This is a genomic window from Massilia luteola, from assembly GCF_034420155.1.
Classification (GTDB): Bacteria; Pseudomonadota; Gammaproteobacteria; order Burkholderiales; family Burkholderiaceae_D; genus Telluria; species Telluria luteola.
This window is the reverse complement of the sequence record NZ_JAXOFN010000006.1, coordinates 221,812-243,055: the sequence shown is the minus strand read 5'-3', so window position 1 is coordinate 243,055 and position 21,244 is coordinate 221,812. Positions and strand designations below refer to the sequence as shown.

Here is a 21,244-nt window from a genome sequence, read left to right as displayed (position 1 = left end):
CTAGGGCGTGTCTGACTGATCTCAGAGGAGCCATAAAATAATTGTCGCGACAAGCACGGCCGTAGAGAAGTTATGGCCGCGTTTGTCGTATCGCGTTGCGACGGCGCGGAAGTCTTTTAATCGGTTGATCGCGCGTTCGACGACGTTGCGGCCCTTGTACGCTTCGGCGTCGAATCGTGGAGGCGAGCCACCGCGACGCCCTTTGCGCAGCCGGCTGTTCTGCGCATCAAGTCGTTCGGGGCACACGCAGCGGATGCCCCGTTGTTGGATCTGTCGCCGATAATGCCGGGCACCGTAAGCGCGGTCGACACGCAAGCATGTCGGGCGTTTGCGTGGCCGGCCTCGCCCTGGTCGGGGTACTGAAATGGCGTCAAGAACAGGGCCGATGTTCGCCGCGTCGCTGCATTGGCCGGCCGTGACGATGAAGGACAATGGCAGACCGTTTCCATCCACGCAAAGATGGATCTTGCTGGTGAGTCCACCACGAGAATGCCCCAGCCACTCGTCAATTACATCCCCCTTTTTTCTGCCGCAGGAAGTGTCTTTCGAGCCCCAGCGGCACTTCGCTGAGCTTTCACGTGGGTCGCATCAAGCGCAGCTCCGTCCCAGTCGATGCGGCCGGATGCATCCGCGGCCGCCTGCATGATCTTGAGTAGACGTTGCCATGTGCCGTTGCGCGACCAACGCACAAACCTGTCGTAACAGGTCTGCCAAGGACCGTAGCGGGGTGGGATGTCGCGCCAAGGCGCGCCAGTCCTCAACCGCCACACGATCCCATTAATCACGTGTCTGTGCCCGACATAAGCATGACCGTGATGTGGATTGGGCGGCAAATGTGGTTCCAGCTGCCGCCATTGCTGTTCAGTTAGGTCAGTTCGGCTCATCGCCATCTGACCAACCAAACAAAATTTCGTTCCCTCAGTCAGACAGACCCTAGCGGTCCGGTGCCGGATCAGGGCATTTCGGCCCAGCGCACGTGGATGCGGTCCAGTTCGCCGCTCGCCTTGAGCTTGTCGAGCGCGGCGCCCAGCAGCGGCGCGAGCGCGGGATCGGCCCGGCGGCTGACCCAGAAATACGTCGGCTCGTCGGCCAGGACGACCGGCAGCACGCGCACCCGGTCTTCCAGGCCGTCCTTGCGGATCAGGTAGCGCACGGTCAGGTCGTTGATGTACGCGAAGCGGCCATGGCCGGCCAGGATCTTGCGCAGGTTCACGCGGTTGTCGTCGGTCGCATCGTCGACGCGCACGCCGGCTTCGCGCAGGCGTTCCGTGAACACCGACGCCCGCTGCGACGTGACGAGGTCGCCCAGCCGGGCGAGGTCCTCGGTCGACTCGATCGTGACCGGGTCGTTCCTGCGCACCACCAGGTAGTGGCGGACCAGATAGATCGGCTTGCCCACGGGCTGTCCGATGGCGAGACGGTGCGGCGACGACACCATGCCGCAGGCGGCGTCCAGCGAGCCCGTCTCCAGCCCGGCCTCGATGCCCGACAGCGAGCGGCTGCTGCGGCGGTAGCCGACGAAGTGCAGGCGCGGTTCGATCCGTTCGATGGCGGCCATGATGTCCGGACAGATCCCGACGACATGGCCGTCCTCGTGGATCCACTTGGGTTCCAGGACTTCCTGCGACGCGACGCGGACCTCCAGCGCCCGCGCGCCGCTGCCCGCGAACGCGAGCGCCAGCAGCGCGTAGCGCACCGTTCTTGCGTATTTCCCCATTGGTTTTGTTGTTGTCGTTCGTGCCAGGCGCCGATTGTCGCACGATCCGGTCCCGTTTTCCCAACCGGACGCGGCCGCGTGTCGATTCGACAACGGCCGCGTACCCGCGCACGTTTGACCTGCATCGTCGTCGCATCCCGTCCGCACGCGAAGATACCGCTGCCAGCCCGGCGCGGCCGGCACCGACAAGGAGAATGGGATGATGGTCTTCAACGCGACCGGCCGCGAGGTTCGTCATGCATGAGTCAAACGGGCCCTTCCTGTCCGTCGTCGTGCCGCTGCGACGAGGAAGACAATGTGCTGCCGCTGGCGACCCAGGTGCAGGCGGCGCTGGCCGGGGCGCCGTGGCCGTGGCAACTGATCCTCGTCGACGACGGCAGCCGCGACCGCACCGGCGAGCGCGGCGGCACCGGTATCGGCGCGCGGAGTGAGCGCCGATCGGGCCGCGTCAGCGCACGGCCAGGAGCGAGACCTTGGCGGCCAGCACGAGCAGCACGGCGCCGACGGTCCGGTCGAGCCAGACGAGGCGCGCCCGCAGCCACGCCAGCACCGGACGTGACGAGAACAGCAGCGCCACCAGCGCGAACCACAGCAGCGATTCGGCGACGAGCAGGGTCCAGAGGAGGGCGACGTCGGCCGCCGCCAGGCCCGGCTTGAGCGCCTGCGACAGGACCGACCCGAAGTACAGCATGGCCTTGGGATTGAGGAGGTTCGTGAGGAAGCCGCTGATGAAGGTCTTGCGGCCGCCCGGCGCCGCCTGCGCGTCCGGCAGCTGGCCCTTGGAGCGCAGGCACTGGATGCCCAGCCAGGCGAGGTATAGCGCGCCGACGACGGCCAGGATGCGGGACAGGCCCGGCAGCGCCGCGAGCACGAGCGACATGCCGAGGACCGAGATCAGGACATAGATGCCGATCGCCGTCGCCACGCCGGCCGCGGCCCACAGGCCGGCGCGGCGGCCGGAGACGATGGCGGTGCGCGTCACGACGGCGAAGTCGGGCCCGGGCGAGATCAGGGCCAGTGCATGGATGCTCAGGATGAGCAGGAGGGTGTTCGGCGTCATGGCGGTCGGAGCGGCGGCGTGGTGGACGGTGCCGGACATCGTAGCACCGTCCGGACCGCGCCGCAGGCCGCCGCGTTATTCGCGTCCGAACGCCGGATTCGGCCGCGTGAGGTAGTACCACTCGTGGTTCGGCGCCGCGTTCACGTCCGGGAACAGGATGCGGCCCGCGAATTCCGCGACGACGGGCGTGCCGTCCGCGCGCACGCCGATCTGTTCGCCTTCCGCGACGGGGTCGAAGCTGGCCCACTGGCGCGTGAAGCGGTCGTCGGCGTGCAGCTTGTCGTGCACGACCACCATCTGCAGCGCTTCCATCTCGTCGAACGGCACCGGCTGCGGCTCCGGCGCGTCGATGACCTTCAGGAAGGCGAGGGTGTTCATGATGGCCGTGTAGGCGACGTCCGGCGCGCGCGGGTCGAGGTGCTGGCCGCATTCGAGGGTCAGCGCATAGCCGCCCGTGCTGCGCATGTATTCGGTCGTGCCCATGCCGTAGCGCAGCACGGTTTCCAGTTCGGCCGCATTGCCGCGCGACCGGCGCTGCACGCCGCCGCCGTATGCGGCCATCCAGCCCGTGACGAAGCGGCGCACGCCGAGGCGGCGCGCCAGCGCGCGTTCGGCGCGCATGTGGGCGAAGGGCTCGAGGGGGCCGGTGTTGTCGAGCGGGCCGACCATCACGAACGGCTCGCCGTGGGCGGCGTTGAACGAGTGCAGGTCGAGCAGGACGTCGTGCCGGGCCAGCAGCGGGCACAGCCAGTTGGCCACATGGTCTTCGAAATCGTGCGGTTCCGCTTTCGGGGACAGGTCGCGGTTCAGGTTGCGGTCGCCCGAGCGCGTGTCTTGCGCATACGCCAGCGGGTTGACGATGGGCACAAAAGTCACGCTGCCGTTGACGATGCGGAGGGTGCCGGCGTCGATCTCCGCCATGATCCGCTCGATTGCCCGGGTGCCGCACTTCTCGTTGCCGTGCGTGGCGCCCATGATGATGACGTTGGGGCCGGCGCCCTGGCCGGTGTAGTTGACGGACTTGAAGTGCAGCTGGCTGGCGGGGATCATGCGTGCGTTCCAGGAAAAAATGAATGCCGGCATTGTAGCGTGCCGGCCCCCGGCGTGGCATCATCCGTGTTTTCGTAAAAGAATGCCAACATGGACGGCGTCAATACGGGAGCGCCGCCGCGCATCCACGGCCTCGACACCTTGCGCGCCCTCGCGGTGTCGCTCGTGGTGGTGCACCACTACACGCTGTTCGTCAGCGACGCGCCCACATTCGGCTGGATCGGCACGATGGGCTGGGCGGGCGTCGACCTGTTCTTCGCGCTGTCCGGCTACCTGATCGGCAACCAGATCTTCGGCGCGCTCGGCACCGCGCGCGGGTTCGGGCTGGGACGCTTTTATGCGCGCCGCCTGCTGCGCACGCTCCCCAACTTCTGGGTCGTGCTGGCCCTGTACGCGCTATGGCCGGCCTGGCGCGGCGCCACGCCCATGCTCCCGCTGTGGCAGTACCTGACGTTCACGCAGAACATCCACCTGCAGCCGGGTACGGCGTTTTCGCATGCGTGGTCGCTGTGTATCGAGGAGCAGTTCTACATGCTGCTGCCGGCCGCCGCCATCGCCGGCGCCGCGCTCGGGCAGGGCGGCGTGCGCCTGCGCTGGGCGTGGATCGCGCTGCTGCTGGCCGTCGCGGGCGGGATGCTGGCCCGCGCGACGATCTGGCATGACGGGCAGCACGCCGCGAATCGGCTGGGCTACTACTACCAGTTCATCTATTACTCGAGCTGGTGCCGCTGCGACGAATTGCTGGCGGGCGTCGCGCTCGCGCTGCTCAGGAACCGCGCGCCCGGCCCGTGGGGGCGCATCCTCGCGCACGGCAATGCATTGCTGGCGGCGGGGTTGGGCGTCATCGGCGCAACCTGGGCGTGGTTCCTCGGCGACCATTACGGCCTCGCGCAGACCGTCGCCGGCTATCCGCTGCTGGCCCTCGGCTGTTCCCTGCTGATCCTCGCGGCGCTGGCGCCCGGGTCGCTGCTGCACCGCGTGCGCGTGCCGGGCGCGGCCAGCCTCGCGCTGTGGTCGTACGCGATCTACCTGACGCACAAATCCGTCAGCATCCTCGTCGCGGCGCGCATGGCGCAGGCGGGCTTCGGGGCCGGGGATGCGGTCACGATCGGCGCCTGCCTGCTGGCGTCGCTGGTGGCCGGATGGCTGCTGTTCGTCTGCGTCGAGACGCCGTTCATGCGGCTGCGCGCACGGTGGGACAGCGCGCTCAGCCCCGCACCCGCACCGGCGCTTCGATGACGTCGAAGGCGGCCGGCATGTCGGCCAGCCATGCCTGCAGGTGGGCGATGCGCATCGACGGGTCGTAGCCGTCCGTCGACGCCAGCGCGGCGCGCAGGCCGGGCAGGGCTTCCGGCGTGTGCGGGCTGTCGCAGGCGTCGATCAGCATGGCGACGAGATCGGTCGGCGCCGTGCTGCCGCGGCGCAGGCGCGCGTGGATCACGCCGAGCAGCGCGCGCTGCATGCGCGGCGTCGGATGGGTGATGTGGGCGAACACGGTGGGCGTATTTGCGATGGCGTCGCAGATCGCCGTCTCCATCTGCGCCGGCTTGAGGTCGGAGGCGATGTCGAAATAGGCGCGGTCCCAGCGCGTGCGGGCATACTGGTGGCCGGGCGGGAAGGCGTCGACGCTTTCCAGGCCGAGGGCGCGGCTGGCGCGGGACAGCAGGGACGACAGGACGGGAAGCAGCGGCATCGTGGATGAAAGGCGTGGTGCGATCCCGCTAGTGTAGACCAAGAAACGGAAACGCGCGGCCGTCGCGTGGCCGCCCCGCGCCCACGCGCAACGCGCATGGCTCGCACACGTCCGCGTGGACACGGGGGCCCGCCCGCCGCGACAGGTTCTAAGCCTCCGCAGCCGCCGTGCTGTCGGTGAACTTCCCGTTGCGGAAATCCTCGACGGCCTGGAACACCTCGGCCTGCGTGTTCATCACGAACGGGCCGTATTGCGCGATCGGCTCGTTCAGCGGCCGGCCGGCGATCAGCAGCAGGCGGGTGGCCGCGCCGGCCTTGATGCGCACGCCGTCTGCAGCTTGCGCGTTGTCGAGGATGGCCATGCGCGCCTGCGGCACCGCCTTGCCTTCGACGACGACGTCGCCGCGGAACACGTACAGGAAGGCGTTGTGCCCGGCCGGCAGCGGCTGGTCGAACGTGGCGCCGGCGGGCAGGTCGATGTCCAGGTACAGCGGCTCGGTGACGTCGCGCCGCACGGCGCCGTCGACGCCGTGCGAGCTGCCGGCGATCACCTGCACGGCCGCGCCGGTGTCCAGCGTGAAGCGCGGCACGTCCGCGGCCGGGATGTCGCGGTACCAGGGCGCGCGCATCTTGTCCTTCGCGGGCAGGTTGAGCCACAACTGGAAGCCTTCCATCAGGCCCTCGTCCTGCTCCGGCATCTCCGAGTGGACCACGCCGCGGCCGGCCGTCATCCACTGCACGCCGCCGCTGCTGATCGAGCCTTCATGGCCGGCGCTGTCGCGGTGGCGCATGCGGCCCTCGAGCATGTAGGTGACGGTCTCGAAGCCGCGGTGCGGATGCTCCGGGAAGCCGGCGATGTAGTCGCCCGCCTTGTCGCTGCCGAAGGCGTCCAGCATCAGGAACGGGTCGAGGCGGCGCTGCAGCGGCTGCGTGAGGACGCGGTTGATCTTGACGCCCGCGCCGTCCATGACGAACTGGCCGCCGACCAGGCGTTCGACGCCGCGGCTCGTGGCCACGGTCTGGGTTTGCACTTGCTGGGTCATGGTGTTCTCCTTACGGTGCGCGTCCCGGGGCCGTTCCCGGGACGTTGGGTGATTACGCCAGTGCCGCGACGGCGGCGTCGGCGTCGGCCTGGCCTTTGGCGGCCGCGTCCGGGCCCATCGCCTGGGCCGCCGAGTAGATGAACGCGTGGTCCGCCAGGCCCAGGAAGTTCAGCAGCGTACGGATGTGCGGCACCTGCGGGTCGGCGTCGACCGGGTAGACGCCGCCGCGCGCCGCGGCCACGTACACCTTCTTGTTCTTGAGCAGGCCTTCCGGACCGTTCTCCGTGTAGCGGAACGTGACGCCGGCACGGGCGACCGCGTCGAACCAGGCCTTCAACTGGATCGGCATGCCGAAGTTGTACATCGGCGCGCCGAGCACGATCACGTCGGCGGCTTGCGCTTCGGCGATCAGGGCGTCGTCCAGGGCCACGCGGGCCGCCTGGACGGCCGTGCGCTGGTCGGCCGGGGTGAACAGGGCGCCGAGCGCCGCTTCGTCCAGCACCGGATGCGGGTTCGCACCCACGTCGCGCACGGTGACCGTCGCACCCGGGTTGGCGGCGGCCAGCCTGGCGACGATCGCATTGGCCACGCGGTTCGATTCGGATTGGGTGCCGCGCAAGCTCGAGTTGATCTGCAGGATGTTCATGGTTGTCTTCCTTCGTGTCGGTTTGTGTTGCGATGGAGTCACTTTAGCGGTTCCATATATCGAGCGGAAGGCAGTAGAATGGATAACATTATTCAGCCGATGGAACAATCAAGCCATGAACGTCGAACCGAACGATTTGCTGCTGTTCGCCCGCATCGTCGAGGCAGGCAGTTTCAGCATGGCGGCGCAGCGCCTCGACCTGCCGAAGTCGACCGTTTCGCGCCGCATCGCGCTGCTGGAGGCGAGCGTGGGCGAGCGCCTGCTGCAGCGGACGACGCGCCGCCTGATGCTGACGGAGTTCGGCGCGAGCCTGCTGGAACACGCGCGCAAGGTCGCGGAAGAAGTGGAGGCGGCCGGCGCGCTGGCGCAGCACCGCCAGGCCGAACCGAGCGGCAAGCTGCGCATCTCGATGCCGCAGGATTTCGCCAACGTCGTCATGGTCGAGATGATGCCGCGCTTCATGGAGCGCTATCCGGCGGTGTCGCTGGAACTGGACCTGTCGCCGCGTCGCGTGGACCTCGTCGCGGAAAACTTCGACATCGCGATCCGCATGGGCGACCTGCCGGAAGATTCGACGCTGGCCGCGCGCCGCATCGCCTTGCAGCGTTTCGGCTTGTACGCGGCGCCGTCCTACCTCGCGCGGCGCGGCCTGCCCGAACAGCCGGACGATCTGTTGCGGCACGACCTGCTGTGCATCCTCAGCCGCACGGGCGGCGCCGCGCCGTGGGTTCTGCAGCGCGGCAAGGTGCGGTGGGAAAAGGAATTGACGGCGCGCCTGACGGCCAATTCACCCCAACTGCTGGCGCGCATCGCGTGCAACGGCGCGGGCATCGCGGCGAGCACCGATTTCATCGTGGCGAAACACGTCAACCGCGGCGAACTGGTGCGGGTGCTGCCGGAATGGGATATGCCGGTCGCGACCGGCTGGGCCGTGTTTCCGGGCCGGCGCCTGATGCCCGCGAAGACGCGGGCGTTCCTCGACATGATGGACGAGATGTTCTGCAAGAACCAGGACAAGCCGGCCTGAGCGTCAGGCGGAGGCGTGCGCCGCGCCCTTCGTCCCGCGCATGCCGGCCAGCAGGATGCAGCCGAACACGATCTCGACGGCGGCGCCCGCGAACGCGCCGGCGGCCGGCGGCGCGTGCCGAGCGGCCAGTGCATACCCGGCCAGCGCCAGCACGGCGCCGCACACCCAGAACAGCTTGCGGCCGAACAGCGTGGCGAACGTCAGGTAGCGGCCGCCGATCACGAACAGCATCGCGGGGAAGAACAGATCGATGCGCCACAGCGAGATGCCGTAGGCGAGGGCCAGCATCATGATCATCCAGAGGGTCGTCGCGAAGGCCAGCATCCCGAGCGGGTTGCCGGTCGCATGGCGCGCGGAGCGGCCCAGCGCGCGCGTGAGCAGCGCGGAGACTGGATGGATCAGTACGCCACCCGCGTACAGCGCCCAGACGGCGGCCTGCGGCGAGCGCGTCAGGCAGACGGCCCCGGCGATGGCCCAGACCGACCCGGACACGAACAGGCCGGGCGCACCGCCCAGGTAGGCCGTGCGCATGTCCTGCTGCGCGGCGGCGAACGTCAGTGAGGCGGGAACGGATGATGGCGTGGCGTGCATGGCGTGCTCCGTGAAAGAGAAACTCCATGCTGACACGAAACAGTTGTCAGTACAATATCTTTTTACGCCGGCCGGTTGCCCATCGTCTCGCCCAGGCGCACGGCACGTTCCGGCGCCCAGTCCGGGTTGAAGCGGATCGTGCCGGGCCGGAACAGCATGACGATCGTCGAGCCGAGCAGGAAGCGGCCCATTTCCTCGCCTTTTTTCAGGACGATGTCGCGGTCGGCGTACGTCCATTCCGTCACCTTCTGCATCCGCTGCGGATTCACGACGCCGTGCCAGACGGTCGCCATGCTGCCGACGATCGTCGCGCCCACGAGCACCAGCACGAACGGGCCGTGCTCGGGCGATTCGAACACGCAGACGACACGTTCGTTGCGGGCGAACAGGTTAGGCACGCCGCGCGCCGTCGTCGGGTTGACGGAGAACAGGGCGCCCGGCACATAGATCATCCGCGTCAGCCGGCCGTCGCACGGCATGTGCAAGCGGTGGTAATCCTTCGGCGACAGGTACAGGTTGGCGAAGCAGCCGTGGCGGAATTGACTGGCCAGCGTGGCGTCGCCGCCGACCAGTTCGGTCGTCGTGAAGCGGTGGCCTTTCGCCTGCAGGATGTGGTGGTCGTCGATGGCCCCGAACTGGCTGATGGCGCCGTCGACGGGGCAGACGAAGTCGGCATCGGCCAGCGGCCGCACGCCTTCCTTCAGCGGCCGCGTGAAGAATTCATTGAAGCTTTTGTAGCTCGCGATGTCGGCATTCTCGGCCTCGGCCATGTTGACGCCGTATTTGGCCACGAACCAGCGGATCAGGCGCGTCGTGACCGTGCCGCCCTTGGCACCGGCCACGCGGCCGGCGAAGGTCGTGAGGCGCCTCTTCGGCAGCAGATACTGGGGCAGGACTTTAAGGCGATCGGACACGGTAAACCTCGATATGAAGACGCGCCATTATAGCGGCGCGGGCGTTCGCGAAAATGGTTTTGCCAAAAAGCATTAATTATTCGGCAAAGTGGCCGGAATGCTTTCGCTTATGCATATCAAAAATATTTACACTTAAGCAACAATGCGTCGGAAATCTCGTGGACAATGGCGCTCGCGCTATTTTTGCCATTCTGACATGCATATCGTGTTGGCGCCATCCCCGCTGGGCCACCGGGGTCAGAGCCCGTTTTTGAGCAATAGCTTGACTGGAATTTCAAGCGGCGTGGCTTGCGAGCAATGTCTCGAAAAAGGGCTCTGACCCCGAATTCACGCCTGCTCGGCGACCGGTGCCGTCTCCGGAATGCCGCGGCGGCGGAAGTAGCGGTGCGCGACCAGCAGCGCCGCGGCCTGCATCGCCGCGCACAGGAAGAACGGCCCGCCCATGCGCCAGTCCAGCGGCGGCAGGTGGCTCGCCACGCGCAGCAACTGGGCGCCCACCAGGGGCATGATGATCAGGCCGATGCTGCTGACCGATTGCAGGGAGCCCATCAACTCGCCCTGTTCGCGGGGCGACGACGATTTCGACAGGATGCCCTGCAGCGCCGGGCCGGCCGCGAACGACAGCAGGTTGCACACGATGAAGACGTACATCATCCAGCCGTGGGTCGCGATCGCGTACAGGAAATAAGTGACGGCGCCGGATGCGAGGCCGATCAGCGACAGGCGCACTTCGCCGAAGCGCCGGATCAGCCGCGCGAGCAGCCCGGCCTGCACGACGATCGAGCACACGCCCACGCAGAACAGGGCGATGCCGTTGTCGCCCGGGGTCCAGTTGAAGCGGAACGTCGTGTACAGGACCCACGTCGACTGCAGCGTCATCTGGGCGAAGGCGACGAGCGCGTAGACGACGACGAGGCCGCGGATGTCGGTGCGCCGCACGAGGCGCAGCAGGGCGCCGAACGGATTCACGCGCGTCCACTGGAACGGCGTGCGGCGTTCGCGCGGCAGCGATTCGGGCACGGCGAACCAGCCGTACACGAAGTTCCCAGCGGACAGCGCGGCCGCCAGGTAGAACGGCAGGTGCAGCCCCATATTGCCCAGCAGGCCGCCCAGCATCGGGCCGCAGATGAAGCCGAAGCCGAACGCGGCGCCGATCTTGCCGAAGCTTTTCGCGCGGTTCTCCGGCGTCGACACGTCCGATGCATACGCCGACGCCACCGACATGCTGGCCGACGACGCGCCGCCGATGATGCGGCCGATGAACAGGCAGGCGAGATTCGGCGCCCACGCCGTGGCGAGGAAGTTGATGCACATGCCGCCCATCGAATACAGCAGCACGGGACGGCGGCCGATGCGGTCGGACAGCGCGCCGACCAGCGGCATGAACAGGAACTGCATCAGGCCGAACGTGGAGCCCAGCACGCCGTACCACAACGCCTGCTGCTCGCGGTCGGCGACGAACGTGCCGACGAGGTTCGGCAGGACGGGCACGATGAGACCGATGCCGAGCATGTCGATGAACACGCAGATCAGGACGAAATTCAGGTTGCCGGATGGGGGCTTGGCGAGGGTCGCGCTGCTGGTCATGGCCTTCCCGGAATGAGGCGGAAAGCGGCTATGGTAGCACCGATTGCCCTTCCGGCAACACCGGCCGTTCCGTCAGGCGCCGGCGTGTGGCATGCCGCTCCATTCGAGGGCGAAGGCGCCGCGGAAGTCCGTCAGCGCGGCCAGCCGTGCCTCGGCGAGCGAGCGTCCGGCCGCCGTCTGCATCATGGCGGGCAGGCGCGCCAGCTTGGCCCCGATGTGGTCGAGCGCATAGGCTTTGTCGTCGAGCGGTCGGTCGTGCGCGAGCGGATCGCCGCCGTGCGCGAGCGCGCTGCCCATGCGGCCCGCGATGTAGAACAGGCGCGCCAGGCCCACGAGGCCCAGTCCGTCCAGACGGTCGGCCTCCTGCACGATGCGCGCTTCCAGCGTCGTCGCGGGGACGGCGGCGGAAAAGCTGTGCGCCTCGATCGCGTGGGCGACGGCCGCCAATTTATCGGCCGGAAAATCGAGCGCGGCCAGCGCCACGCCGGCGCGCGCCGCCGACAGCCGCGACGCCATGCTGCGGCGCGGATCGTCCTTCGGCACGTTGACGAGGTCGTGCAGATAGCAGGCCGCCAGCACGACGAGGGCGTCCGCCTGCGGGTAATGTGCCAGCAGCGCCTGCGCATTGCGCCACACGCGTTCGAAATGGTTCAGGTCGTGGGCGCCGTCGGGGCCCTGTTCGGTGACCGCCGCGGCGGCCAGTGCGGCCAGGCGCGCTTGCCAGGCGGCGAGTTCAGGAGGGTGTTCGTAGTGCGTCGTCTGCATCGGATTCGTCGAAGGATAAGGCGGCGAGCGCGCGCTGCGACAGCGCGTCGGCATCGGTATTCTTGTGGCGCGGCACCCAGCGCAGGCGCACGTCGGACAAGGCGGCCAGCAGCGCGTGCACGCGGTTGCGGTAGGGCGCCAGCGCCGGCGCGGCGTACAGGTCGGGGCCGGCGACGTCGTCGATCACGACGCGGCTGTCGCCATGGACCGTGAGGTCGCGCGCGCCGTGGGCGACGGCCACTTCCAGCAGGGCGATGAGGGCGCGGTATTCGGCCTCGCTGCTGTTGCCGTGGCCGGCCGGGCGGGCGATCTCGACCCGGATGCCGCCAGGCCCGTCGAGCCGCGCCCCGATGCCGCAGCGGCCCGGGTTCGGCTTGGCGGAGCCGTCGAACCAGCCGCGCCAGGCACTGGGCGGGCCGTCGTGGCGGGTCGCGCGGCGCGCGTCGGCGGCGGCTTTCTCCGTGGCGCGGGCGGCATCGCGTGCCGCCTGGGCGGCGAGCATGCCGGTGCGCATGGCGACGAGGGCGGCAAGGCCCTGGGCGCCTGCCGCCAGCTCCAGCGTGCGGCGCAGTGCCTGGTCGGCGGGCAACCCGGCGGCGCGCGCCAGGCGGCGGCTGGCCGCGCGCTCGGCTTTATAGGCGATCAGGTCCAGGTCGGGGAAGTCGTTCATGCCGCGAGGATACCTGCTTTTCGCCGATGTCGTGTCCGCACAGAAAAACAGCACCGGGCGGTGCTGTTGTCATGGCGCATCAGCGGCGGTACGGATTGTCCGGCCGGTGATCCCAGCGGTTCGGCACGCCGTCGCCGTCGCGGTCGCGGTCATAGCGGTTCGGCACGCCGTCGCGGTCTTCGTCGTGGCGCCGGCCGCCGCGTTCGTAGCGGTCGGGGACGCCGTCGCGGTCGCGGTCACGGTAGTTGGGGCGGTCGCCGTAATAGCGGTCGGCGCGGCGCTCGAAGCGGTCGGGCACGCCGTCGCGGTCGCGGTCACGGCCGTATAGCGTCCACGCGGCCGGCTGCATATACCAGCCGCCATTGCCCTGATACCAGGCCGGCGCGCGGTAGGCATACCCCGGACGTTCGACCACCCAGAACCCCGGCGCCCAGATGTGGCGGCGGCCGTTCCATTCCCAGTGGCCGGGCGCCCACACATAACCGTGGCGCGGCGCGGGGACGCGTTCATACAACGGGGCCGGCGGCGCGGTGCCGATGTAGAGGCTGACATTGCTGTAAGCCAGCGAAGGGAGCGGTGCCGCGGCGGCGCCGATGGCGATCAGGGCGGCAAGCGTGAGGCGTTTCATGTTGGTCTCCAATCCGGACTGCGGATGAAACCAATATAGCGCGGGGTGCTGCTGGATTCAGCAGTTGAAGCAGATGCTTACATCTGAAACAGATTACGTTGAGAAACTGAAAAGCGGGTAATGCGGGGACGGCAAAAGGGCGGACGGCGGCATCGCTGCGCGGCCGTCCGCGGCGCGCGTCATGCGCGGCTCCGCACGCGTTCCAGCGCCAGCATCTGCTGCTTTTCGACCGGCGTCAGGCGCTTGGCGGTGACGTGCACGACGGGGATGCCGGCGGTCGTGGCGTAGACCGGCGCCGTGGCCTGCGCGGGCTTGACGCTGTCGGCGGCGACGCTCGCGACGCCGGCCAGGCTCAGTGCGACCAGGAAGGCGGCTTCCATGTGTTTGATGACGTTCATGATGTTCTCCTCGGGTTTGTGGGTGGATGAAGCGTTTGTCGATGTGTGTACTGTAGCCACAAGGCTTCCCGGTCTCCAGCGGCGTGCGACGGACCGCACAAAACGCGGGATGAAGCGCACGAAATCGCGACCGGCGCGCCGGTCCTTTCACCCGCCCCCGGCTAGGTGCGCACGGGAACAACAAGGGGAGGGACACCGATGATCGGAGCGCTCGTCGAGGCCGTTGCGGCCAACCGGACGCGCTGGCGGCGCGCGCGCAACCTGCGCACCGGCACGCGCCTGCCCGCGCCAGCGCGCGCACGGACGCGCGTGGCCGGCCCGGCGCCGCTGCGCTGGCTCACGGCCGGCTGCGTGCTCATGGCCGCGGCGGGCGCCGTCCTCATCGTCGTGCATGCCCGCTGGCTGGCCGCGGCCGGCGCGATTGCGCCCGGCGACGGCGCCGCGCGCTTTCAGGCCGTGCTGCCGGGCCTCGCGTTCACCGTGCCGCAAGCCCCGGGCGCAACGGTGCGCACGCGCGGCGCGGCGGCGCTGCTCATCTTGTCCGGCATGCGCGCCGGCCCCGCGCACCGCGTCGACCTGTGCGGCCAGCTCGCGGACCGCACGCGCCCCGGCCGCCTGCTGCCGCTGCGGATCGGCTGGACGTTCGCCGACGTCGCCGGCCTGGAATCGCCGCGCAACGTGCTGCTGACCGACCGGCCGATGCCGCGCGTGCGCATCGACGGCCGCGCCGGGCCGGATGCGCCCGACCTGAGCCTGCGCTGGGACGGCCAGGCGCAGTGGGTGGCCGCCGGGGCCACGCCCGTGAGCGGGACGGCGGGCCAGGCCGCGCTGCGCGGCGATGGTTGGCTGACGTGGCCGGGCGGCGCGCTGCGCCTGCAGCGCCGGGCCAGCGGCGCGTGTCCGCTGGCCGGCGAACTGCTCGTGCAGATATATAGGCCGGCGCCCGCACGGCGCGCCCTCGTCGTCGCGCTGGCGGCGGATGGGCAGTCCGTCGACGCGCTGCTGGCGCCGGGCGACTATCGCGTGCCGGCGGCATCCGCGCCGGCGCTGGAAGACGAGCAGCTGTTCGCGCAACTGAGCACCCGCGGGCTCGTGCGCCTCGGCGCGAACGGCCTGGCCGAGCTGGCCCCGCCCGACCTGGCCGCGTGGCGCGCGGCCGGCAAGACGCCGTGGGATGGCGTGACGCTCGACGGTGACGCGCTGCGCCTGCTGGAACGCCTGTACCGCCGCGCCGACGGCGATTTCGTGCGCGCCCAGGTCAGCATCTTCAATGCCGAACGGCGGCTGCTCGCGTGGCGCGTGCTCGGCGCGGATGCCGCCAGCCTGCGTGGCACGTGGCGCGCCGGCGCCGTGCCGGGCGCGGACGCAACCGGGTTGCCCGGCACGTGGCGTGCCGACGCCGTGCCGGGCGCGTACGCCGCCGGGTTGCCTGGCACGTGGCGCGCCGACGCCATGCCGGGCGCGGAGGCCGCCGGGTTGCCCGGCACGTGGCGTGCCGACGCTGTGCCGGGCGCGGCCACCGTGCCGGTGCCGCTGGCCGACGACATGCCGCCCTCCATCGCGCGGCTGTTCGCGCGGCTGCCGCAGGGCTGGGCGCCGTGGCAGCGCGTGGGCGCGTGGCCGGCCGGCGGCGGCGTGGCGCGCGTGTATCTGCACCTCGCGGCCCCGGCCCGTGCCGGCGACAGCATCCGGTTGATGCTCGCGGGCCGCCTGCGCCACGTGACGGGCGCGCGGTTGCGCGGCGCGCCGCAGCCCGCGTGCGACGGTCGCGCGTGCAGTGCCCCCGACGAGGTGGAGGTGCTCGACCTGCTGCCCGACGCGGGCGCCGGCGAGATCGTGCTGGACGCCGAACCGCTGCCGCCCGCCGCCCTCGCCACGCCGGGCGATGCGCGCTACCGCCACCTCGTCGTGCGCGACGGCCGCCTTGCCTGGCAGGCGCTCGGCCCGGCCACGGCCCGCGCGCCGACGCCGCTGGCCGACGTGGTGCTGGCCGACCGCGCCGGCGTCCCGCTGTGGCGCGCCGGCGCCCCGACCGACGCCGCGCGCGCGGCCGGCCTGGCGACCTTGCTGGGCGTGCGGGCGAACCAGCCCGGCAGCGTCGCGGCGATGCTGGGCCGGCTGCCGGGCGGCCGGCACGCGGCGCGCCTCACGTTGGACGCCGGCCTGCAGGCGGCCGCGCAGGCCGCGCTGGACTGCATCGCCATGCGCCGCGGCCATTGGGACGGCGCGACGTGCGGCGGCGCCGGCGCGGTGCCTGTCGGGCGCCAGGCCGGCGTCGTCCTGCTCGACACGGAGACGGGCGCCATCCTCGCCGCGGCCGGGGCGGGCATGCCGGCGGTGGACGCCGCCAACTGGCGCGAGGCGCGCGACTTCGACCGCGTCGACCCGGCCGCGAGTCCGCTGCGCCTGCCCGCGCTGCAGCACGACGGCGGCGCGGAACGTGCGCCCGGGTCGACCTTCAAGATCGTCAGCGCCCTCGGCCTGGAGCTCGCCGCGCGCGCCGACCGGCAACTGGACGCCTTGCTGGACGGCCTGCCGCTGGCCGACATCAACGCCGTGGCGCGCGCGCGCGGCTTCGCCTTCCGCACCGACGCGCCCACGTACCCGCTGGACGGCCGCGCCCATATCACGAACTTCCGCGACGAAGGCCTGGACCGGCGCGCGCACGACGGCCGGCTCGGCGTCGCGCAGGCGCTGACGTACAGCCTGAACACGTGGTTCGCATGGATGGGCGAGTTGTCGGACCGCAGCCTGCGCGGCCGGCCCGACGGCGGCGTGCCCGACCTGCAGCCGCTGGAGCCGGACGCGCTGGACGCGGTGCGGCCGATCGTCGCGATGGCGCGCCGGCTCGGCTTCGGCCAGGCGCTGCGCCTCGACGGCGGCCTGCTGCCGGCGGACTATCCGTGGTCGGCATGGGATGCGCTGCAGGCGACGCCGGCCGGCATCGACCCGATCCACACGCGCCACGAGCTGCGCCAGATGGCGATCGGGCTGCGCATGCAGGCGACGCCGCTGCAGATGGCCCTCGCGGCGGGCGCCGTCGGCCAGGGGCGGATCGTGGTGCCGCACTTGCTGGGAGAGCTCGACGGCGTGGCCGCGGCGCCCGCCGCCGGGCCGGCGCTGGGCGTGCGCCTCGACCGCATCCGCGCCGGCATGAAGGGTGTCGTCGACGTGGGCACGGCGTCCGGCGCGTTCCGGGCGCCGGAACTGGCCGGCATCCGCCGTGGCCTGTCCGGCAAGACGGGCACGGCGCCGGTGGGCGACGGGTCGCTCGCGACGGTCTGGTTCACGGGGTGGCTGGAGCCGCACAGCGTGCCGGGGCAGGATCACCGGCTGGCCGTCGCCGTCTTCGTCAGCCGCTCGGAAGCGACCGGCGGCGCGCATGCGGCGCCCGTCGCGGCGGCCCTGCTGGGCGCGCTGGCCCGCCGGATTCCGCCAACGCGTTGAATTAAGGGGTATTTTCCACTCAGCTGCGCGCCTTTCCGTTGTGTTTCTATGGCATCATCTATTACGGTCCTGTCATTGGGGATCGAGCCATCGAAGAGGATTTATGCGTTTGCCGGGGACCCGGTACCAGGAACCGGGGTGGGAGGAAGTGCGCAAATTGCTGGGACAGTGCTCGCTCGCCGCACTGCGCGGCGAGGGCGGCGCGCGCCCGGACCTGAGGGACGACTACGTCGAGCGCATGGCCGCGCAGCTGCTGGCCCAGCGCCACGGCGCGCGCGCGCGCGCGGCCGGCAACGGCTACGGCGACACCGTGTACGAGCTGGCCGTGGCCCTCGTCGTCGAACTGCGCGCCCGTCCGGCCGACTGGGACACCCTGTGCGCCGCCCTGGCGGACGATCCCCCGGGCGACGCGCTGCTGCGCAAGAAGGTGAACGATATGTTCGCCGTGCTGCGCGACCGCGTCGACGCCGACAATTACCAGGCCGCCTGCGGCCGCCCCTGCAGCCCGAACCGCATGTACGCCTACCGCATGCTGGATACCGCCTACCACGACATCGCGCGCGTGTTCGCCGACTGGCGCGCGCACCGGGCGCAGGTCGGCGCCATCCTCGGCCGCGAGATTCTTGACGGCGCCGCGCCCATCGAAGTGCGCCAGCTGCGCACCATCGCGGACTGCCGGCCCGAGTGGGTGCTGCGCTGGAGCGCGTCGCTGGAAGCGTTCGGCGGCGGGCCCGGGCCGCTGCACACGCGCTCCAAGCGCTTCGCGAGCCTGAAGACCAGCCCGGACAAGATCGCCGCCATGCTGCGCGAGATCGGCGACTACGAACAGTTGTCCGCGAACCGCGACCAGGACTGGCTGCAGGACCTGGACGACGCCTCGGCCTGGGTCGAGGACTACTGGCGCGTGCTGCAGGAATCGGACAGCGCCGCCACGCCCGGCCCGGACCGCATCCTCGAGGCGCGCGAGGACGCGCTCGACCTGGAAGACCCGCAACCCGATCCCGCGCCGCCCGACGCGCCGGCCGATTCGGCCGACCCCGCCGACCCGCGCCCGGAAACGCTGGGCCTGAGCGTTTCACTGCCCCCCGGCTATCTGCGGGAGGCGGCAGCGGCCGCGCCGGCGGACGGCAAGATCGCGCGCCTGCTGGCCGCCGACGGGCTGCCCGTGCGCCTCGCCGTATTCGCGCGATTGCTCGGGCAGGACGACGACGTCTATCCGGACGCGTGGCGCGACCCGGCCACCGGCGCGCTGCCGACGATGCAGCAACTGGCGGCGCTGGCCGAGGTCTCGCTGCCGACGTTGCGCAAGCGGCGCGACGCGGCCATCGCCCGCCTGGGCGCGGCCATCAACGACAAGCGAGGAAGCGATGCATAGCGACGACACCACCTCCCGCCGGCTGCAGGAAGCCCTGCTGCTGGAGCGCCGCAGGACCGGCGACCGGCTGATGCTGGACGATGCCACGCTGGCCGCCGCGCTGGACGGTAGCCGGCCGTTGACGACGGGCGAGCGCGCGGCGCTGCAGGCGTCGCCGCTGACGGCGCGCCGGCTGCGCCACCTGGCGCTGGAACGGCGCGCGGCGGCCGTGGCATGGCGCGGCAGCCGCGGCGTGCTGCGCGCGGCCAGCAGCGGCACGCCGGCCGCCCTCGTCACGGAAGACGGCTGGTGGACGCTCCATTTCGTCGATGCCGGCGGCGCATGGCGCGCGATCCTGCAACTGGCGCCGCAGGCCCCGTTCGCGGAAGCCCTGCTGGTGGCGCGGGCGCCGCTGCGCGTGGCGGACGGCGCCGGCGCCACGATCCTGACCGCGCAACTCGATGCCGACGGCGAGTGCGAGGCCGCGTGGCCGTTCGCCGCCGCGCCGGGCGATCACCTGCAGGCGCACGGCGCCCGCTTCACCGTCGAACCGCTGGAGGCGGACACACCATGATCCCATTCTTCAAGCGCACCACGCCCGCCCTCGACGCGTGCAGCCTCGGACGCACGGCCGTCGCGGTGCCGCTGCAGCCCGGCTGCGGCACGCCGCCGGGCTGCCCCGTGGTCATCGTCGACGCGGACGGCCGCCCGCGCCGCGCCACGACCCCGCCCGGCAAGAAGGTCGAGCTGCGGCCCGGCGAGCTGGCGTGGGCATTCCACCCGGGGCCGTACACGATCGCGATCGTCCCGTTCGCGCAGGCGCCCGAGATCGGCCTGCGCACCACGTTCGCCATCGACCCGCTCGACCCGGCACCGGCCGGCAAGCGCTTCGACCTGTATCTCGCGGCGGAAGCGGACGGCCGCGTCGACCTGGCGGCGCTGGGCGGCGCGGTGGAAGGCGCCGTGCGCGGTGCGCTGGAGCAGGGCGCGCTGGACCTGCCGCCGTGCGCCGACATCGACGAGTGGAACGCGTTCCGCCTGGGCCTGAACCAGTTGCTGTACCTGCGGTTCGGCCTGAGCGTGGACGATTGCGTGCCCGTCGAGCTGGATGACGTGGATTACGCGGCGCAGCTGGCCGCCCGCGCCGCCGGCGCCGCCGCCGCCGGGAGCGCCGTGATGGCCGCCCCGGCGCCGGGCGTGGAGTGCGCCGAGCCGGCGCTGGCCGACGCGAAGGCGCTGCGCCGGATGTTCCTGGAACTGCCTTGCCTGATGTGTGGCCTGCGCCTGGGCGCGCTGCCGTCCGGGCAGGACCAGTTCCGCCAGCAGCAGGCGCTGTTGCAGCGCCTGGACCGCCTGTCGGTCGAGATCACGACGATGCCCGCGCTGGTGCTGGCCGCGCCGGGCCAGCCGCTCGCCATCGACGACCAGTTGCGGCGCATGCGCCACAGCCGCCGCGCGACGGTCGCGCTGGACGAGGCGTGGGCGCTGCTGGCCCGTCTCGACGGCGCCGACAAGGACGCAGGCGATGCGCGGCTCGCGGCGCTGTACGACGACGCCGAGCGCATCGTCGCCAACCTCGAAGCGGAGTGCGCCGGCCGCCGGGCCGTGCGCGCGGCGAAGGAGCCGGCATGACGGCCCCGCAGCAGGCGACCTGCCGCAGCCGCCTCGCCGACGGCACGCTGCTCACCGTGACGGCCACGCGGCGTGAACGCGCCGGCCGCGCCGACGTCAAGTGCGCCGTGCCGGGCGACCCGCAGCGCGCCGAGCGCCTGCAGCAGGCGGTGCGCCTCGCGCGCCATACCGAGGCGAAGATCGACAGCCGCGACCAGGTCGTGCTCAGCGCCGACCGCGCACCGACGGGACGCGACTGCGAACTGGCGTTCGTCCTGGCCGACCGCATGGTGCGCGGCGTGTGGCATGCGCGCGGGGACGTGGTCGCGAACGGCTGGTCCGACGCGTGGCAACTGGGACGCGTGGACGGCCACGACGTCGCGGATGCATCGCCGGACGCGCTGCTGGGCGGCCCGGACGGCCTCGCGCACCTGGGCCAGCTGGATGGCCATCCGGACCCCGGCGCACGCGTATCCAGCGCGCGCGCCTGGTTCCCGCTGCACAGCGGCGGCGACGGCGACGCGCTGGCATGGGTCGAAGTGAGCGTCCATCCGCTGGCGCCATACGCGGACCGGGTCGACGAGGAACAGACGATCGCCGTGCCGGGCGCGGATGCGGCGCGCCAGCTGGCCGTGCGCCAGGCGCTGGCCGGCGCCCGCCATTTCGACGGCCGCGGCCTGCACCGCTGGCGCACGACGGTGCGATTCAGCGCCGACGGCTTTGCCGGCCGGTCGTACGAACTGGCGCTGGTGCTGGCCGACCGCATCGCGCGCGGCCGCGAATTTTTGCCGCGCGCGCGGCTGCTGGCGACGGGCTGCTCGGATGCCTGGCATGCGGGCCGCGTGGACACGGTCGACGGCCTCGCGCCGAAATGCGCGCTGCTGCTGAGCGAGGCCGGGCCGGGCGACCGGATAGTTTTGCCGCATGCGTGGCGCGACGGCTTGCCGCACGGGTTCGTGGACGACGTCCGCGCGCGCGGCGCGAGCGTCGCCTGCGTCGAGCGGATCGGGATCATTTGAGGTAGGCTTTGCGCATGGGCGGAAA

At 71.0% G+C, this 21,244-nt stretch carries 21 protein-coding genes; 7 read left to right on the top strand and 14 right to left on the bottom strand.

The window, feature by feature from the left end; genetic code table 11:
• Positions 1–21: 21 nt before the first annotated feature.
• The 4 genes from U9J41_RS10035 to U9J41_RS10020 all read right to left on the bottom strand — a co-directional run bounded on the left by U9J41_RS10035 (position 22) and on the right by U9J41_RS10020 (position 3,827).
• Positions 22–884 (bottom strand): IS5 family transposase gene (locus U9J41_RS10035; protein ID WP_425260250.1). Its coding sequence is split into 2 segments (ribosomal slippage): positions 22–515 and positions 515–884, totalling 864 coding nucleotides; the frame shifts between segments, so codons are not numbered across the junction.
• Between the two features lie 68 nt (positions 885–952).
• A complete protein-coding gene (locus U9J41_RS10030) occupies positions 953–1,717 on the bottom strand; it encodes a substrate-binding periplasmic protein (RefSeq protein WP_322402050.1) in 765 nt (254 codons plus the stop codon).
• A 448-nt stretch (positions 1,718–2,165) separates the two neighbouring features.
• Positions 2,166–2,816: a LysE family translocator gene (locus tag U9J41_RS10025; protein ID WP_322402049.1), complete on the bottom strand. Its 651-nt coding sequence runs from the start codon at positions 2,814–2,816 to the stop codon at positions 2,166–2,168.
• Between the two features lie 36 nt (positions 2,817–2,852).
• Positions 2,853–3,827 (bottom strand): M14 family metallopeptidase, encoded by a 975-nt coding sequence (locus U9J41_RS10020; RefSeq protein ID WP_322402048.1) that lies wholly within the window; start codon positions 3,825–3,827, stop codon positions 2,853–2,855.
• Positions 3,828–3,917: 90 nt separating this feature from the next.
• On the opposite strand from U9J41_RS10020, the gene U9J41_RS10015 reads away from it, so the two are divergent.
• Positions 3,918–5,066 carry an acyltransferase family protein gene (locus U9J41_RS10015; protein ID WP_322402047.1) on the top strand — a complete coding sequence of 383 codons (1,149 nt, stop codon included), beginning with the start codon at positions 3,918–3,920 and terminating at the stop codon, positions 5,064–5,066.
• Here U9J41_RS10015 and U9J41_RS10010 read toward each other — a convergent pair.
• The 3 genes from U9J41_RS10010 to U9J41_RS10000 form a co-directional block, all read right to left on the bottom strand.
• Positions 5,035–5,520: a hypothetical protein gene (locus U9J41_RS10010; RefSeq protein WP_322402046.1), complete on the bottom strand. Its 486-nt coding sequence runs from the start codon at positions 5,518–5,520 to the stop codon at positions 5,035–5,037. The genes U9J41_RS10015 and U9J41_RS10010 overlap by 32 nt on opposite strands.
• A gap of 148 nt (positions 5,521–5,668) precedes the next feature.
• Positions 5,669–6,562 (bottom strand): pirin family protein, encoded by an 894-nt coding sequence (locus U9J41_RS10005; RefSeq protein ID WP_322402045.1) that lies wholly within the window; start codon positions 6,560–6,562, stop codon positions 5,669–5,671.
• A gap of 52 nt (positions 6,563–6,614) precedes the next feature.
• Positions 6,615–7,208, bottom strand: a complete 594-nt coding sequence (locus tag U9J41_RS10000; RefSeq protein ID WP_322402044.1) for an FMN-dependent NADH-azoreductase — start codon at positions 7,206–7,208, stop codon at positions 6,615–6,617.
• 115 nt (positions 7,209–7,323) lie between these two features.
• Between U9J41_RS10000 and U9J41_RS09995 the strand changes: the two genes are divergently transcribed.
• Positions 7,324–8,235, top strand: coding sequence for a LysR family transcriptional regulator (locus U9J41_RS09995; RefSeq protein WP_322402043.1), 912 nt, complete (start codon positions 7,324–7,326; stop codon positions 8,233–8,235).
• Positions 8,236–8,238: 3 nt separating this feature from the next.
• Here the strand turns inward: U9J41_RS09995 and U9J41_RS09990 are convergent, their stop codons facing one another.
• The 7 genes from U9J41_RS09990 to U9J41_RS09960 form a co-directional block, all read right to left on the bottom strand.
• Complete coding sequence (locus U9J41_RS09990; protein WP_322402042.1) at positions 8,239–8,826, bottom strand: DUF7010 family protein; 588 nt, start codon at positions 8,824–8,826, stop codon at positions 8,239–8,241.
• A gap of 62 nt (positions 8,827–8,888) precedes the next feature.
• The gene (gene asd / locus U9J41_RS09985) at positions 8,889–9,740 is read right to left on the bottom strand and encodes an archaetidylserine decarboxylase (protein ID WP_322402041.1); all 852 of its coding nucleotides are present in this window, start codon (positions 9,738–9,740) and stop codon (positions 8,889–8,891) included.
• Positions 9,741–10,067: 327 nt separating this feature from the next.
• Positions 10,068–11,327, bottom strand: a complete 1,260-nt coding sequence (locus U9J41_RS09980) for an MFS transporter (RefSeq protein ID WP_322402040.1) — start codon at positions 11,325–11,327, stop codon at positions 10,068–10,070.
• 72 nt (positions 11,328–11,399) lie between these two features.
• On the bottom strand, positions 11,400–12,092 hold the full coding sequence (locus U9J41_RS09975) for an HD domain-containing protein (RefSeq protein ID WP_322402039.1): 693 nt from the start codon (positions 12,090–12,092) through the stop codon (positions 11,400–11,402).
• A complete protein-coding gene (locus U9J41_RS09970) occupies positions 12,061–12,762 on the bottom strand; it encodes a ribonuclease HI family protein (protein WP_322402038.1) in 702 nt (233 codons plus the stop codon). The genes U9J41_RS09975 and U9J41_RS09970 overlap by 32 nt, the downstream gene beginning before the upstream one ends.
• 79 nt (positions 12,763–12,841) lie before the next feature.
• A complete protein-coding gene (locus U9J41_RS09965) occupies positions 12,842–13,390 on the bottom strand; it encodes a YXWGXW repeat-containing protein (RefSeq protein ID WP_322402037.1) in 549 nt (182 codons plus the stop codon).
• A gap of 179 nt (positions 13,391–13,569) precedes the next feature.
• Entirely contained in the window at positions 13,570–13,788 is a 219-nt protein-coding gene (locus U9J41_RS09960) for a hypothetical protein (RefSeq protein WP_056445649.1), read from the bottom strand.
• Positions 13,789–13,986: 198 nt separating this feature from the next.
• On the opposite strand from U9J41_RS09960, the gene U9J41_RS09955 reads away from it, so the two are divergent.
• The 5 genes from U9J41_RS09955 (at position 13,987) to U9J41_RS09935 (ending at position 21,219) form a co-directional block, all read left to right on the top strand.
• Positions 13,987–17,235: a penicillin-binding transpeptidase domain-containing protein gene (locus U9J41_RS09955; protein ID WP_322402036.1), complete on the top strand. Its 3,249-nt coding sequence runs from the start codon at positions 13,987–13,989 to the stop codon at positions 17,233–17,235.
• A 103-nt stretch (positions 17,236–17,338) separates the two neighbouring features.
• On the top strand, positions 17,339–18,610 hold the full coding sequence (locus U9J41_RS09950; RefSeq protein WP_322402035.1) for a hypothetical protein: 1,272 nt from the start codon (positions 17,339–17,341) through the stop codon (positions 18,608–18,610).
• On the top strand, positions 18,603–19,163 hold the full coding sequence (locus U9J41_RS09945; protein ID WP_322402034.1) for a hypothetical protein: 561 nt from the start codon (positions 18,603–18,605) through the stop codon (positions 19,161–19,163). The genes U9J41_RS09950 and U9J41_RS09945 overlap by 8 nt, the downstream gene beginning before the upstream one ends.
• Positions 19,160–20,221 (top strand): hypothetical protein, encoded by a 1,062-nt coding sequence (locus tag U9J41_RS09940; protein WP_322402033.1) that lies wholly within the window; start codon positions 19,160–19,162, stop codon positions 20,219–20,221. Before U9J41_RS09945 ends, U9J41_RS09940 begins: the two co-directional genes overlap by 4 nt.
• Positions 20,218–21,219 (top strand): hypothetical protein, encoded by a 1,002-nt coding sequence (locus U9J41_RS09935; protein ID WP_322402032.1) that lies wholly within the window; start codon positions 20,218–20,220, stop codon positions 21,217–21,219. The genes U9J41_RS09940 and U9J41_RS09935 overlap by 4 nt, the downstream gene beginning before the upstream one ends.
• The last annotated feature ends 25 nt before the right edge of the window (positions 21,220–21,244 follow it).

Coding starts and splice junctions, on each gene's coding strand:
- U9J41_RS10030 (WP_322402050.1), bottom strand. CDS start 1,717: ATGGGGAAATACGCAAGAACGGTGCGCTACGCGCTGCTGGCGCTCGCG.
- U9J41_RS09970 (WP_322402038.1), bottom strand. CDS start 12,762: ATGAACGACTTCCCCGACCTGGACCTGATCGCCTATAAAGCCGAGCGC.
- U9J41_RS09960 (WP_056445649.1), bottom strand. CDS start 13,788: ATGAACGTCATCAAACACATGGAAGCCGCCTTCCTGGTCGCACTGAGC.
- U9J41_RS09975 (WP_322402039.1), bottom strand. CDS start 12,092: ATGCAGACGACGCACTACGAACACCCTCCTGAACTCGCCGCCTGGCAA.
- U9J41_RS09940 (WP_322402033.1), top strand. CDS start 19,160: ATGATCCCATTCTTCAAGCGCACCACGCCCGCCCTCGACGCGTGCAGC.
- U9J41_RS10010 (WP_322402046.1), bottom strand. CDS start 5,520: ATGCCGCTGCTTCCCGTCCTGTCGTCCCTGCTGTCCCGCGCCAGCCGC.
- U9J41_RS09945 (WP_322402034.1), top strand. CDS start 18,603: ATGCATAGCGACGACACCACCTCCCGCCGGCTGCAGGAAGCCCTGCTG.
- U9J41_RS09990 (WP_322402042.1), bottom strand. CDS start 8,826: ATGCACGCCACGCCATCATCCGTTCCCGCCTCACTGACGTTCGCCGCC.
- U9J41_RS10025 (WP_322402049.1), bottom strand. CDS start 2,816: ATGTCCGGCACCGTCCACCACGCCGCCGCTCCGACCGCCATGACGCCG.
- U9J41_RS09950 (WP_322402035.1), top strand. CDS start 17,339: ATGCGTTTGCCGGGGACCCGGTACCAGGAACCGGGGTGGGAGGAAGTG.
- U9J41_RS10005 (WP_322402045.1), bottom strand. CDS start 6,562: ATGACCCAGCAAGTGCAAACCCAGACCGTGGCCACGAGCCGCGGCGTC.
- U9J41_RS09995 (WP_322402043.1), top strand. CDS start 7,324: ATGAACGTCGAACCGAACGATTTGCTGCTGTTCGCCCGCATCGTCGAG.
- U9J41_RS10015 (WP_322402047.1), top strand. CDS start 3,918: ATGGACGGCGTCAATACGGGAGCGCCGCCGCGCATCCACGGCCTCGAC.
- U9J41_RS09955 (WP_322402036.1), top strand. CDS start 13,987: ATGATCGGAGCGCTCGTCGAGGCCGTTGCGGCCAACCGGACGCGCTGG.
- U9J41_RS10020 (WP_322402048.1), bottom strand. CDS start 3,827: ATGATCCCCGCCAGCCAGCTGCACTTCAAGTCCGTCAACTACACCGGC.
- U9J41_RS09965 (WP_322402037.1), bottom strand. CDS start 13,390: ATGAAACGCCTCACGCTTGCCGCCCTGATCGCCATCGGCGCCGCCGCG.
- U9J41_RS10000 (WP_322402044.1), bottom strand. CDS start 7,208: ATGAACATCCTGCAGATCAACTCGAGCTTGCGCGGCACCCAATCCGAA.
- U9J41_RS09935 (WP_322402032.1), top strand. CDS start 20,218: ATGACGGCCCCGCAGCAGGCGACCTGCCGCAGCCGCCTCGCCGACGGC.
- U9J41_RS09980 (WP_322402040.1), bottom strand. CDS start 11,327: ATGACCAGCAGCGCGACCCTCGCCAAGCCCCCATCCGGCAACCTGAAT.